Here is a 13,290-nt window from a genome sequence, read left to right on the forward strand (position 1 = left end):
TGCTCACGGTGTGTCTCCGGGCCGGTCGGCGTGGGAAGAGGGACGGGCTGGGGCGGCGGGGTCGAGCGGGGACAGGGGCACGGTGTCGTCGTGCGCCGACGCTCCGGTCCCGCGAGGCGGCAGCGGCGCCGCCTCGCCGCCCGCGATGGGCTCCGGACCACCGCTCATGGCGCCGGGATCCCGGTTTCCACGGCTGCGGACCAGGCCCGTAGCCCCTCGTCGATCGCCGTCTCGTCGACGACGAGCGCCGGGATCATCCGCACGACCTGGTTCCAGGCCCCGCACAGCAGCAGGAGCAACCCCTCGTCCACCGCCGCCCGTTGCACCCGTGCGGCGGTCCCGGGGTCCGGCTGTCCGTCCTCGGTCACGAACTCGGTCCCGAGCATCAGGCCGAGTCCTCGTACGTCCCCGATGCCGGGGGTGTTCGCGGCGACCGCCTCAAGGCCGGCCCGCAGCCGTGCTCCCATCGCGTCGGCGTTCTCGACGAGTTTCTCGTCGCGTACGACGTCGAGCGTGGCGCAGGCCGCGGCGCACGCGACGGCGTTGGCGCCGTACGTGCCGCCCTGCGAGCCCGGCCACGCCTTGCGCATCAGTTCCTCGGGGGCGGCGATGCCCGACAGCGGGAAGCCGCTGGCCAGCCCCTTGGCCGTGACCAGGATGTCCGGGGCGACGCCGAAGTGGTCGTGGCCCCAGAACCGGCCGGTGCGGCCCACTCCCGTCTGCACCTCGTCCAGGATCAGCAGGAAACCGTGGCGGTCCGCCCGCTCGCGCAGCCCTTCGAGGAAGGCCCGGTTCGCGGGCACGTATCCGCCCTCGCCGAGCACCGGCTCGACGATGACGGCGGCCGTGTCGTCGGGCGAGGAGATCGTCTGGAGCGTGTAGTCGAGTTCCTGGAGTGCGAAGCGGGTCGCGGTCTCCTCGTCCCAGCCGTACCGGTATGCCGTCGGGAAGGGAGTGACGACCACCCCGCTCATCAGCGGCGAGAAACCTGAACGGAAGCGGGTGCCGGAGGTGGTCATGGCGGCGGCGGCCACGGTCCGGCCGTGGAAACCGCCGTGGCAGACCAGGACGTTCGGCCGGCCGGTGGCCTGCCGGGCCAGGCGCAGCGCCGCCTCCACCGCCTCGCTGCCGGAGTTGGTGAAGAACAGGCTGTCCAGGCCTGCCGGAAGCACCTCGCCGAGCTTGTCGACCAGCTGCCGCAGCGGCTGGTGCATGACCGTCGTGTACTGGCCGTGGATGAGCGTGCCGACCTGTTCCTGAGCGGCGGCGACGACCCTGGGGTGGCAGTGGCCGGTGCTGGTGACGCCGATGCCGGCGGTGAAGTCGAGATAGCGGCGGCCGTCCTCCCCGTACAGGTGGACGCCCTCGCCCCGGACCGCCACCACGGGCGTGGCCTGGCGAAGGTGCGGCGACAGTGTGGTCATGTTCGTCTCCCGGCGCTGTGTCGGATGTCGCGCTGCTCGCGCGATCGCTTCTCGCTGGGTCGTTTCGAGCTCGGCTTCTTGAGTTCGGCGTCCTGAGCCTTTCCAGGGAGCCGGACGGCGACAACGTCTGATCTGTCCGCCGCGGGCATGGCATTTGGACGTTGTGTCAACCGCCCGGGGCGGGGCACGTCGTCAACGACCCGGTCAACGGCCGTCGGGCCGATCTTGCGCAGGTGGCGGGTGCTTGTCAGAGTGGCCGGGCACGTATGGAGGGGCACCGTGAGTGAGGAACACCGGACAGCCGGACCGCCGCACGGGAACGAGCCGGAGGCGGCGACCGGCCATCCCCTCACCGTGGGCGACGTGTTGGGGCTTCCGGTGCTGGCCGCGGGACAGCCCCGAGTCGTCACCGGCGAGTCCGGTCTCGACCGCCGGGTCCAGTGGGTGCACATCACCGAGCTCACGGACCCCGCCTCGTTCCTGAAGGGCGGGGAGCTCGTGCTCACCACCGGTATGCCGCTGCCGGAGCAGCCCACCGAGGTACGGCGGTACGTGGACGAGCTCGCCGACGTCGGCGCGGCGGCCCTCGTCATCGAACTGGTCCGCCGGTACCACCGCCCGCCCGAGGCGCTGGTGCACGCCTGCCGGACCCGTGGTCTGCCGCTCGTCACCCTGTCCAAGGACGTCAACTTCCTTGACGTCACCCAGGTCGTCCACGCGCTAATCGTCGGCAGGCAGATGGACGCGATGCGCAGGACCCAGCAGATCCACGAGGCGTTCACCGCGCTGACGCTGCGCGGCGCCGCTCCGGAGGAGGTGGTGCGGGCGGCCTCGGAGACGAGCGGCCACACCGTCGTGCTGGAGAACCTGGTTCATCAGGCGGTGATCTGCGAACCCTCGGGCCGTACCGTGGAAGAGGCGCTCAGCGAGTGGGAGCAGCGCTCCCGGGCAACCCCTCCCTGCGACCACACGGATGTACTCGGCCCCGAACACTGGCTCGTGGCACCGGTGGAGTACCGCGGTGAACCCTGGGGGCGCGTCATCATGCTGCCTGCCCAGTCCCCCCAGTCACCCCAATCCCGTACGCCGTCCCCAGCCCGTACCCCGTCGTTCGGCCCCGAGGATGTCGCCGTACTGGAACGGACGGCGATGACGCTGACCATCGCCCGGCTCATCCACCCCACGACCTGGGAACGAAGCGCGCACCGCAACGCCCTGCGGGACATAGCCGAGCAGCGCCACCGCTCCCCCGACGAGGCCCGGACCCGCGCCGCCGCGCTGGGTCTGCCCACCGAGGACTGCCGCTTCCTGGCCGTCCTGGTCGAAACCCGCGCCCATGAGGACGACGGGCAGCTGGAAGCCCTGCTGGCCGGGGAACTGCGGACGGCGACCGTGCCCGCGCTCGTGGGCGAACTGGCCCCGGGACGCGTCGGCGTACTGCTGTCCCTGCGTCCCGCGCAGGCCTGGCGGCCCATGATCGAGGAGCTCGGCCGCACCGCGCTGAACCTGGACCCGCGGGCCGTCGTGAGCGTCGGCTCCGAGGTCACCGATCTCTCCCGCGCGTCCCGTTCCTTCCGCGAGGCGGCCCGTGTCGCGGAAGCGGCACTGCCGCGCTCCTCCGAGACATGCTTCTCCGACACACGCTTCTCCGACAAGTGCTTCTACGAGCTGTCCGACATCGGCCTGCGGCACCTGGTGTACGCCCTGCGTCAGGACCCGCGTGTCCAGAGCTATGCCGAGCGGCAACTCGCCCAGCTCATCGACCACGACAGCCGGCACGGCACCAGCCTGCTGACGACGCTGCGCCACTACCTGGACGCCGCCGGGAACAAGACCACCGCCGCCCGCCGCGGCGAGCTGTCGCGGCAGACTCTCTACCAGCGTCTGCGCGCGATCGAGCGCCTTCTCGGCCGCGACCTCGAATCCGGCGAGCACCGCACCGAGTTGCACGTGGCGCTCATCGCGCTCGACGTGTCACGCCTCGGCTGACGTCCCGTCAGGCAGCCACCGCGGCGCCCCGTTCCGCCCCCTCTCGGTGGATCGGCGTGTCCGAGCCGGTCAGCGGTACGCCCGTGCCGCCCCGCCGGGCCGCGACGATCTCCGCCGCGATGGACAGGGCGGTCTCCTCGGGCGTACGGGCGCCGAGGTCGAGCCCGATCGGTGACCTGAGGCGGGCCAACTCCCCTTCGGTCAGCCCTACTTCACGCAACCGCCGCTCGCGGTCCGCGTGGGTGCGGCGCGAGCCCATCGCGCCGACGAACGCGACCGGCAGCCGCAGAGCCGCCGTCAGCAGGGGGATGTCGAACTTGGCGTCGTGGGTGAGTACGCACAGGACCGTGCGGGCGTCGGTCGTGGTGCGCCGGAGGTAGCGGTGCGGCCAGTCGACGACGATGTCGTCGGCGTCGGGGAAGCGGGCCCGGGTGGCGAAGACGGGTCGGGCGTCGCACACGCTCACCTCGTAGCCGAGGAACTTGCCCGCGCGAACGAGCGCCGCGGCGAAGTCGATCGCGCCGAAGACGATCATGCGGGGCGGTGGCACGTTCGACTCGACCAGCAGCGTGAGGCCGCCGGGGCAGTGGGAGCCGTCCTCCGACAGGTCGACCGTGCCGGTGCGACCGGCGTCCAGCATGGCCCGCGCCTGGGCCGCCGCCGTCCGGTCCAGCTCGGGGTGACCGCCGAATCCGCCTTCGTACGAGCCGTCGGGCCGCACGAGCAGCGCCTGGCCCAGGAGTTCGGCGGGCCCCCGGGCGATCCGTGCGAGGGCCGTCGGCTCTCCCCGGGCGGCAGCCGACAGGGCCGACCGGAACACCGTCCGGGCGGGTGCTGTCGCGGCGACCGGAGTGACCAGGATGTCGATCACCCCGCCACAGGTCAGTCCGACGGCGAAGGCGTCCTCGTCGCTGTAGCCGAACCGTTCCAGGACGGTCTCACGGTCTGCCAACGCCTGTTGGCACAGCTCGTACACCGCTCCTTCCACACAGCCGCCGGAGACCGAGCCGATGACCGTGCCCGCGCTGTCGACGGCGAGTGCGGCGCCGGGGCCGCGCGGGGCGCTGCCGCCCACGGCCACGACGGTGGCGACGGCGAAGTCCCGGCCCTCCTCCGCCCAGGCCCGCAGCTCCTCGGTGATGTCAAGCATCCGCGCCTGCCATGAGGACACGGTCGGGCCGGATGGGCAGATGCCGGTGGCGTACACCTGTCGCGTGCCAGACCGCGTTGGCGATCGCCGCCGCCGCGCCCACGATGCCGACCTCGCCGATGCCCTTGATGCCGACCGGGTCGTCCGGATCCTGGTCGTCGATCCAGTCCGCCTCGATTGCCGGGATGTCGGCGTGTGCGGCCACGTGGTAGCCGGCGAGGTCGGCGCCGTAGTGGCCGCCGCTGTTGCGGTCCCGTACGGCCTCCTCGTGCAGGGCCATCGAGATGCCCCAGGTCATTCCGCCGACGAACTGGTTGCGGGCGGTGAGGGGGTTGACGATCCGGCCTGCCGCGAAGATGCCGAGCATGCGACGCACCCGTATCTCGCCGGTGGCCGGGTCCACGGCGACTTCGGCGAACTGCGCGCCGAAGGAGTGCCGTTCGGCCTGCGCGAGGGCGCCGACGGCCTCGGTGGTGTCGGACCGCACGGTGATTCCCTCGGGCGGGACGGTGGTGCCGAGGGCGAGCCGCTCCCGCAGTTCCGCGGCGGCGGCCATGACCGCCCAGGCCCAGGAGCGAGTGCCCATCGAACCGCCGGCGATGAACGCGAACCCCAGGTCGCTGTCCCCGATGTGTACGCGCACGCGGTCCGGCGCCGTCTCCAGCCCGTCGGCGGCGACCAGGGTGAGCGCGGTCCGGGCTCCGGTGCCGATGTCCGTCGCGTTGATCCGCACGGTGAAGGTGCCGTCCGCCTCCGCGGTGATCGCCGCCGTGGACGGTGCGGCACCGGCGGGGAAGGACGCGCCCGCCGTGCCGGAGCCGAGCAGCCAGCGCCCGTCGCGGCGCAGTCCGGGGCGCGGGTCACGCGCCTCCCAGCCGAACCTGCGGGCACCTACCTGGAAGCAGGCGATCAGCTTGCGGCCGCTGAACGGGAGCCCGGAGACCGGCCCCCGCTCGGGCTCGTTGCGGGCGCGCAGTTCGATGGGGTCGAGGCCGCACTTCTCGGCGAGTTCGTCGAACGCCGACTCCAGCGCGAACGAACCCGGTGCCTCGCCCGGCGCGCGCATCCATGTCGGCGTCGGCACGTCGAGTCGGACGACCCGGTTGGCGGTGTGGTGCGCGTCGGCGCCGTACATCGTGCGGGCCGGCAGGGCGGCCGTCTCGACGAACTCGTGCACGGTCGAGGTGAGGCTCAGCGAGCTGTGTTCCAGTGCGCGCAGTCGGCCGTCGGTGTCGGCGCCGAGCCTGAGGCGCTGCCGTGTGGGGCTGCGGTAGCCGGCGAGCGAGAACATCTGACGGCGCGTCATGACCACGCGAACCGGGCGCTGCAGAACGGTCGCGGCCATCACGGCCGCCACCTGGTGGGCTCGGACGCCCTTGCTGCCGAAGCCACCGCCGACGTGCTCGGACCGTACCCGTACCGAGGCGGGGTCGAGCGAGAACAGGTTGGCGAGTTCACTGGCGACCCAGAAGGTGCCCTGGTTGGAGTCGACGACCTCCAGGCGCCCGCCGTCCCACAGGGCCGTCGCCGCGTGCGGCTCCATCGGGTTGTGGTGTTCCTCCGGGGTGGTGTACTCGGCGTCCAGCACGACGGCGGACGCCGCGAGTTCCGCGTCCAGATCCCCCTGCTCGATCACGGCCGGTCCGTGGCTGTCGAGCGCGTACGCGTCCGGGTGTTCGGCGGCGAAGTCGACGTCGTGCGGCTCCTGTTCGTAGTGCACGACCAGCGCTTCGGCTGCCTCCCTGGCCTGTTCGGAGGTGTCGGCGACGACCAGGGCGACCGGCCAGCCCATGTGCGGCACCCGGTCCCGCTGGAACACGGCCGCGGTCGGGTCCGGCGTCCCGAGCAGGCCCACGTACTCCGTGTCGAGCCGCGGGGCGTTCTGGTGGTGCAGGACGGCGAGCACACCCGGCAGGGCGAGCACGGCATCGGCGTCCACCGAGCGGACGCGCCCCCGGGCGACGGTCGACAACACCAGCCAGCCGTGGGCGAGTTCGGCGAAGGGGATCTCTCCGGCGTAGCGGGCCGCTCCGGTGACCTTGTCGCGGCCGTCCACGCGGGTGTGCGCGGTGCCGACGGCGCCCTGCACCACCCTGGTTCCGGTCGTGGCCGTGGTCATCGGGCGGCCTCCTCGGCGAGTGCGGTCAGCTCTGCCACCACGAGGTTGCGCATGAGTGTCACCTTGTATCCGTTGTGCGGCAGCGGCCGGGCGGCCGCGAGTTCGGCGTCCGCGGCGGCGGCGAACGTCTCGGTGTCGGCCACCGCCCCGGTCAGTACGCGTTCGGCCGCCCGGGCCCGCCACGGCCTGGAGGCCACCGCCCCGAAGGCCAGGCGCACCTCGCGTACGACGCCGTCCCGGACGTCGAGTGCGGCGGCGATCGAGCCGATCGCGAAGGCGTACGAGGCGCGCTCGCGCACCTTCCGGTAGCGCGAGTGGGCGGCGACCGGGGCGGGCGGCAGGGTGACGCCGGTGATCAGCGCCCCCGGCGGCAGCGCGGTCTCCAGGTGCGGGGTGTCGTCCACGGGCAGGTAGAACTCGGTGAGCGGCAACTCGCCCGGCCCGTCGGCCGTTTCGTACGTGACGACGGCGTCGAAGGCCGTCAGTGCCACGCCCATGTCGGAGGGGTGGGTGGCCACGCAGTGCTCGGAGGTGCCCAGGATCGCGTGGTTGTGGTGCTCGCCCTCGACGGCGGGGCAACCGCTGCCGGGCACACGCTTGTTGCAGGGCTTGCTCACGTCCGCGAAGTAGCCGCAGCGGGTGCGCTGGAGCAGGTTCCCGCCGACGGTGGCCATGTTGCGCAGCTGCCCGGACGCGCCGGCCAGCACGGCCTGGGTCAACGCCGGGTAGCGGCGGCGGACTTCGGGGTGCGCTGCGAGGTCGCTGTTGGTGACGGTCGCGCCGATGCGCAGGCCGCCGTCGTTCGTCGACTCGACGGTGTCCAGCGGGAGTTGGCGTACGTCGACCAGCCGGGCGGGCCGTTCGACGCCGGTCTTCATCAGGTCGACGAGGTTCGTGCCGCCGCCCAGGAAGCGCGCCTCGGGATCTGCGTCGAGCAGGGCGACCGCGCCGGAGACGTCGTACACCCGCTGATATCCGAACTCCCTCATGCCGCCACCCCGGTCCTCGTGATGCCTTTGATGTCTTTGGTCTCCGTGACGTCCTCGGTCCGCGGGGTGTCCGCCTCGGCGGCGGCCGCCCGGGCGACGGCCTCGACGATCGACACGTACGCGCCGCAGCGGCACAGGTTGCCGCTCATCCGCTCCCGGATCTCGTCGGCGCTCAGCGGTGGTGGTCCGGCTTCGGGCCGGACGTCGTCGGTGACGGCGCTCGGCCAGCCCGCGGCGTGCTCCTCGATCACCGCGACGGCGGAACAGATCTGGCCCGGCGTGCAGTAGCCGCACTGGAAGCCGTCCAGGTCGAGGAACGCCTGCTGCACCGGGTGCAGTTGGTCGCCCGTGGCCAGGCCCTCGACGGTGGTGATCTCGCGCCCCTCGGCCGCCACCGCGAGTTGCAGACAGGAGACCGTCCGGCGGCCGTCGAGCAGGACGGTGCAGGCGCCACACTGGCCCTGGTCGCAGCCCTTCTTGGTGCCGGTCAGATCGAGGCGCTCGCGCAGCGCGTCGAGCAGGGTCGTGCGGTGGTCGACGGACAGCGTGTACTTCTCGCCGTTGATGTTCAGGGTGACGGCGCTGGTCGTCGATGGGGCCATGGTCAGCCTTCTTTCACAGATCCGGAACACGTCGCGGGGGGCGGTCCGGCGGGCAGAAGAGTCGGAAAGGGAACGCTCGGGACGACAGGTCACCGGCGGCCCAAGCCGGCCATGTCCACCGCTACGATGGACACAACCGGACAGTTGTCCGTTCGCCGGGAAACGTAACGGACAGTTGTCCGGTTAAGCAAGGGCCGAGATTCGGACACGAATCCGCGAGGAGGACGAGTGCAGGAGAAGGCGCAGGAGAAGAAGGACGCGCCGCTGCGCTCGGACGCGCAGCGAAATCGCGAGCGCATCCTGGAGGTGGCACTGGCCGAGCTGACGCGCTGCGCGGACGCTCCGCTCAGCGTGATCGCCAAGAAGGCGGGCGTCGGGCAGGGCACGTTCTACCGCAACTTCCCCAATCGCGAGGCACTCGTCCTGGAGATCTACCGCCACGAGATTCAGCAGGTCGCCGACAGCGCGGCCCAGTTGCTTCAGACCCTGGAACCCGACCGGGCCCTGCGCGAGTGGATGGACCACCTCGCCCGGTTCGCCATGGCCAAGGTCGGCCTGGCGGACGCGATCCAGCAGGTCACCAGCGCGCCGGGGGCTCAGGCGAAACCGGGATACGCCCCGGTCACCGAAGCGGCCGAACTCCTGCTCCGCGCGAACGAGGCGGCCGGCACCATTCGCCCGGGAGTCACCGCGGACGACTTCATCCTCGCCATCGGCGGCCTCTGGCAGGTCGATCCCCGCGGGGAGTGGCAACCGCGGGTCGCCCGCCTCCTGGACCTCGTCATGGACGGACTGCGCGCGGGAGCACGCGGGCGCTGAGCCCCATCCCCGAGCCCCATCCCCGAGCGCCGACACCGAGCGCCGCCCCCGCCCGACCACCACGAGCGATCACCCAACCACCACGAGCGATCACGCCCTCCGCTCAGCCGGTACCGCCGACGTGATCAAAAAGGCAGCGGTTTAGCATATGAGCGCCGCCTAGCTCGAAAGATAAACCTGTGACTGTCAATGACGACTCGTTCACCAACTGGAAGACCCGCGAGGAGATCGCGGAGTCGATGATCCCCCTCATCGGGAAGCTGCACCGGGAGCGCGACGTCACCGTCCTGCTGCACAGCCGCTCCTTGGTGAACAAGTCGGTGGTCAGCATCCTCAAGACCCACCGATTCGCCCGGCAGATAGCCGGCGAGGAGCTCTCGGTCACCGAGACCCTGCCGTTCCTGCAGGCCCTCACCGCTCTTGATCTCGGTCCTTCGCAGATCGACCTCGGCATGCTCGCCGCGAACTACAAGGCCGACGACCGCGGTCTGTCCGTGCGGGAGTTCACCGCCGAGGCCGTGGCCGGCGCGACGGGCGCCAACAAGATCGAGGCCCGTGAGGCGCGCGACGTCGTGCTCTACGGATTCGGCCGCATCGGCCGCCTCGTCGCCCGCCTGCTCATCGAGAAGACCGGCTCCGGGAACGGCCTGCGGCTGCGCGCCGTCGTCGTCCGCCGGGGCGGCGAGCGGGCCGCCGAGGATCTCGTGAAGCGGGCCTCGCTGCTGCGCCGCGACTCCATCCACGGTCAGTTCCAGGGCACGATCACCGTCGACGAGGCGAACAGCACGATCATCGCCAACGGCAACGAGATCAAGGTGATCTACGCGGGCGACCCGTCGGAGGTCGACTACACGGCGTACGGCATCAAAGACGCCATCCTCATCGACAACACCGGTAAGTGGCGCGACCGCGAGGGCCTGTCGGGGCACCTGCGTCCCGGCATCGACAAGGTCGTCCTGACCGCACCCGGCAAGGGCGATGTCCCCAACATCGTGCACGGCGTCAACCACGACACGATCAAGCCCGACGAGCAGATCCTGTCCTGCGCGTCCTGCACCACCAACGCGATCGTGCCGCCGCTGAAGGCGATGGCGGACGAGTACGGCGTGCTGCGCGGCCACGTGGAGACCGTCCACTCGTTCACCAACGACCAGAACCTGCTGGACAATTACCACAAGGCGGACCGCCGCGGCCGTTCGGCGCCGCTCAACATGGTGATCACCGAGACGGGCGCCGCCTCCGCCGTCGCCAAGGCGCTGCCCGACCTCAAGGCACCGATCACCGGCAGCTCGATCCGCGTCCCCGTGCCAGATGTCTCGATCGCGATCCTCAGTCTGCGGCTCGGGCGCGAGACCACCCGCGAGGAGGTCCTCGACCACCTCCGCAACGTGTCGCTGACCTCGCCACTCAAGCGCCAGATCGACTTCACCAGCGCTCCCGACGCGGTCTCCAACGACTTCATCGGCTCGCGCCACGCCTCGATCATCGACGCCGGAGCCACCAAGGTCGACGGCGACAACGCGATCCTCTACCTCTGGTACGACAACGAGTTCGGCTACTCCTGCCAGGTCATCCGCGTCGTCCAGCACGTCTCCGGAGTGGAGTACCCGACCTACCCGGCCCCGGCGGTCTGATCCCGATCTAGGATCCGCGACTTCGTTAGCAATGAAGGCGGTTCGTTAGCAGTGGATTAGCAAATCCGCGATCCAGTTGACACTGACTACGTTCAGCATCAAGCGCAGCTGCCCCCCTGGCTGACGAATCGAACCGACCAGCTAGTGCGGGTATAAAATGGGCCAAGCGCGACTATCGATGTATTCACCACGGCCAAGAGTTTGCTCCGACCTCAAGTCAACGTACAACTGATCCCAAACGGAACGGTCCATGTTGACAGAACAAGGGGTAATCAGCACCTGCTCCCTCACGTGTGGTGGAATATCGCGAGGGCCGTCTGTCATATAGCCAACGAGTCGCCAGATGCGTTTCGTGCCAAAAAGCCCGGTCTCAACCAGCCTTACATACCAGGCTTCTGGCCAGACACCACGTAGCCATGGGAACTCCTCATGACGAGAGCTCGGTTCTGGCACTGGGCCCCGCGGCCACGCGGCATACGATAACGTCTGGCACGGGTCTTTGCGCACTTGGAGAAATTCGCTTCCCGCCTCGATTGTGTACGGCTCAGCTCCCTTCGACCGGGCCTCTAATCGCCACAACAGCCGCCCGGCCATGTCAAGTGCCGCCACGTCACGGTCGTTCATGCTAAGTCTCCCTACGGGCGCGTGTCCGGAACTTATTAGCTTCCCTCTTCGCCGCAACCGCTTCCATGACTCTATTAGCGTCGACGAGTGCCTCGGCAAGTCGATCTAGCGCCCGTATCAGCTCGTCCAGAAAACCGTCAGGGTCGGATGCATTCAGATGGAGGTAGCGGACCACCACCTCGGAATGAAGGACGGGCCCTGTTCCCCTTTCCAAAGTATCTACGGCCACAGCTCTCGCCAAACTCGGATCCAATGGATCTTTCAGCTTGGGTACCTTGTGCACCAGCCAGCTCGGATTCCGCTCATCATAGGTGGGGGCTTGATTTACGCGAGAGCCGCTACTGCGAGACAGGGGAATTCCACGCCGAAGACGGAGAGCATCAAAGGGCGACAGTTCCCCCTGGGTCGACTCTTCTATGGCGATCGAGTGAGCAGCCCCTTTTTCACTTCCCGAGTGCGCGATATTCTTAGCAATCGATAGTAGGCCAGAGGTGTTCTGGGCAAATCGCTCTGGTCTCGGTAGTCCACGCAGCTCCATCCTCCTGCGAGCAGTCAGCCACAGTTCATCCAAAGTGACAGTCGGACCTGCTCCCGCTATCCCTTCCTCCAAGAGCGATATCAACTCGCCCGTAAACTTGGGATACGACTCCCCCTCAAGGGCCAGGGACACCTTATTTGCAGCCGCTGAAGTCAATACATAGCTGCCCTCAATCTCCACATCGGCGAGGTCGGAAAATGAGACGGTATCTGAGCGGCCCCCGCTCATCGCGCCAGCAAGGCCGCTGAAGCAGCAGTCGAGTATCACCACTCGGCGCTTTATGCGATTCCCTGCATAAAGCGCCCGTTTTACGTCGTCATATTTTATTCCTCCAATGTAGGGATGGTCGCGGTCCGCCTCCTTCAAGGCCAGATAGAGATGCTGGCCTCCTGTATCGCGTTGGCCGTGTCCGGCGAAATATACGAGCAGGGTGTCAGTCGCTGCCAAAGAGGCATTTTTGATAGCGGTGAGCACGTCTCTCCCACCTGCCTCGGAATCCAGCATCGTGATGTTACTCGATGCAAGTTGCCAGCTTAGTGGCGACTGCAATACTTCAGCTAGGCGTAGTACCCCTGACTTCACAGGCCCCAGTGGCGTGAGGTTTTGATAAGAGTCGATACCTATCAGGACCGCATGACTTCCCTCACGACTGGGAAAGCTCACGCGTCCTCCGGTGGAGTGCTCGGCTCTTCCTCCTGTGACTCAAGGGCTTGGATGAGACGCGCCGCGGTCTCCGCGGAGTCATCATCAATCGTAATCCTGGCCCGCCCCCGCTCGATGACAATTGGCGTACTTCGCTGTTGCGAGGGGAGGGTGGATCGCCATGCCCTATGCGCGTACGCCAGACTGGCAATTGAAAATCCAGCACCAGACAACAATTGGATGTAGTCCAGCAAGCCGGCATCCATATTTCCAGCGGCCGAGCGTCTGGCCTTGACGATCTCGACGTGGCCTCCCACATCTCGATCCTTCAGGAGCCAATCAGCGAGGGTCTCCAAGACTTCGTGGTCCGCTTCGCGATCGCCGCTGGCTGCCCGCACTTTGATGTGTTCCCGAGTCACAGGATCCCCTTGCCATGAAGTCACACCAATCGTTCCCGGCGCTCAGCACTCTATCTGCTGCGGGGGGAGGGCAGATGGGTGATTCCTGCGACCTGCGCGGCGAAGCTTCGCCTGGAGACATGCTGACGCCCCCAGGATGCAGTGCAAGGTTGCTTCCGTTGGCTGATCTTGGGCGGGAGAAGGGTGCCGTCGCCTACACCCGATCCTCCAACGGCTCGCGGGCAGCGCTGTAACCGCAGGTCCGTATGGTGACTCCGGCCGGAGCGGTTCGACTCCTTCGCGGTGGGCGAGCGGACGGCTCTTTCTCCCTCACAACTCCGGCGCAAGACCATTGGAGTCCA

At 68.8% G+C, this 13,290-nt stretch carries 11 protein-coding genes; 3 read left to right on the plus strand and 8 right to left on the minus strand.

The features are described 5' to 3' along the window. Positions 1-3: 3 nt before the first annotated feature. Both OHA11_RS01185 and OHA11_RS01190 read right to left on the minus strand, forming a co-directional pair. Positions 4-168 carry a hypothetical protein gene (locus OHA11_RS01185; RefSeq protein ID WP_266491069.1) on the minus strand — a complete coding sequence of 55 codons (165 nt, stop codon included), beginning with the start codon at positions 166-168 and terminating at the stop codon, positions 4-6. Then, on the minus strand, positions 165-1,424 hold the full coding sequence (locus OHA11_RS01190) for an aspartate aminotransferase family protein (protein ID WP_266491072.1): 1,260 nt from the start codon (positions 1,422-1,424) through the stop codon (positions 165-167). Before OHA11_RS01190 ends, OHA11_RS01185 begins: the two co-directional genes overlap by 4 nt. Before the next feature lie 279 nt (positions 1,425-1,703). Between OHA11_RS01190 and OHA11_RS01195 the strand changes: the two genes are divergently transcribed. Beyond that, positions 1,704-3,413 (plus strand): PucR family transcriptional regulator, encoded by a 1,710-nt coding sequence (locus OHA11_RS01195; RefSeq protein WP_266491074.1) that lies wholly within the window; start codon positions 1,704-1,706, stop codon positions 3,411-3,413. Positions 3,414-3,420: 7 nt separating this feature from the next. On the opposite strand, the gene OHA11_RS01200 is transcribed toward OHA11_RS01195, so the two are convergent. The 4 genes from OHA11_RS01200 to OHA11_RS01215 are packed head-to-tail and all read right to left on the minus strand — an operon-like array spanning position 3,421 to position 8,273. Then, positions 3,421-4,563 (minus strand): XdhC/CoxI family protein, encoded by a 1,143-nt coding sequence (locus tag OHA11_RS01200; protein ID WP_266491076.1) that lies wholly within the window; start codon positions 4,561-4,563, stop codon positions 3,421-3,423. Beyond that, entirely contained in the window at positions 4,556-6,682 is a 2,127-nt protein-coding gene (locus tag OHA11_RS01205) for a xanthine dehydrogenase family protein molybdopterin-binding subunit (protein WP_266491077.1), read from the minus strand. The genes OHA11_RS01200 and OHA11_RS01205 overlap by 8 nt, the downstream gene beginning before the upstream one ends. Continuing rightward, the gene (locus OHA11_RS01210; RefSeq protein ID WP_266491079.1) at positions 6,679-7,671 is read right to left on the minus strand and encodes a xanthine dehydrogenase family protein subunit M; all 993 of its coding nucleotides are present in this window, start codon (positions 7,669-7,671) and stop codon (positions 6,679-6,681) included. Before OHA11_RS01210 ends, OHA11_RS01205 begins: the two co-directional genes overlap by 4 nt. Continuing rightward, positions 7,668-8,273 carry a 2Fe-2S iron-sulfur cluster-binding protein gene (locus OHA11_RS01215; protein ID WP_266491081.1) on the minus strand — a complete coding sequence of 202 codons (606 nt, stop codon included), beginning with the start codon at positions 8,271-8,273 and terminating at the stop codon, positions 7,668-7,670. Before OHA11_RS01215 ends, OHA11_RS01210 begins: the two co-directional genes overlap by 4 nt. Positions 8,274-8,501: 228 nt before the next feature. Between OHA11_RS01215 and OHA11_RS01220 the strand changes: the two genes are divergently transcribed. Continuing rightward, on the plus strand, positions 8,502-9,092 hold the full coding sequence (locus OHA11_RS01220) for a TetR/AcrR family transcriptional regulator (protein WP_266491083.1): 591 nt from the start codon (positions 8,502-8,504) through the stop codon (positions 9,090-9,092). A gap of 179 nt (positions 9,093-9,271) precedes the next feature. Then, a complete protein-coding gene (locus tag OHA11_RS01225) occupies positions 9,272-10,726 on the plus strand; it encodes a glyceraldehyde-3-phosphate dehydrogenase (protein ID WP_266491085.1) in 1,455 nt (484 codons plus the stop codon). Positions 10,727-11,351: 625 nt separating this feature from the next. Here OHA11_RS01225 and OHA11_RS01230 read toward each other — a convergent pair. Together OHA11_RS01230 and OHA11_RS01235 are read right to left on the minus strand one after the other, a co-directional pair. Continuing rightward, entirely contained in the window at positions 11,352-12,551 is a 1,200-nt protein-coding gene (locus OHA11_RS01230; protein WP_266491086.1) for a caspase family protein, read from the minus strand. Next, positions 12,548-12,949 carry a hypothetical protein gene (locus OHA11_RS01235; RefSeq protein ID WP_266491091.1) on the minus strand — a complete coding sequence of 134 codons (402 nt, stop codon included), beginning with the start codon at positions 12,947-12,949 and terminating at the stop codon, positions 12,548-12,550. Before OHA11_RS01235 ends, OHA11_RS01230 begins: the two co-directional genes overlap by 4 nt. Between the last annotated feature and the right edge of the window lie 341 nt (positions 12,950-13,290).

Source organism: Streptomyces sp. NBC_00878 (genome assembly GCF_026341515.1).
GTDB lineage: Bacteria > Actinomycetota > Actinomycetes > Streptomycetales > Streptomycetaceae > Streptomyces.

Excerpts from the sequence above, each read along its gene's own strand:
- OHA11_RS01185 (WP_266491069.1), bottom strand. The coding sequence starts at position 168 with ATGAGCGGTGGTCCGGAGCCCATCGCGGGCGGCGAGGCGGCGCCGCTG.
- OHA11_RS01190 (WP_266491072.1), bottom strand. The coding sequence starts at position 1,424 with ATGACCACACTGTCGCCGCACCTTCGCCAGGCCACGCCCGTGGTGGCG.
- OHA11_RS01200 (WP_266491076.1), bottom strand. The coding sequence starts at position 4,563 with ATGCTTGACATCACCGAGGAGCTGCGGGCCTGGGCGGAGGAGGGCCGG.
- OHA11_RS01205 (WP_266491077.1), bottom strand. The coding sequence starts at position 6,682 with ATGACCACGGCCACGACCGGAACCAGGGTGGTGCAGGGCGCCGTCGGC.
- OHA11_RS01210 (WP_266491079.1), bottom strand. The coding sequence starts at position 7,671 with ATGAGGGAGTTCGGATATCAGCGGGTGTACGACGTCTCCGGCGCGGTC.
- OHA11_RS01215 (WP_266491081.1), bottom strand. The coding sequence starts at position 8,273 with ATGGCCCCATCGACGACCAGCGCCGTCACCCTGAACATCAACGGCGAG.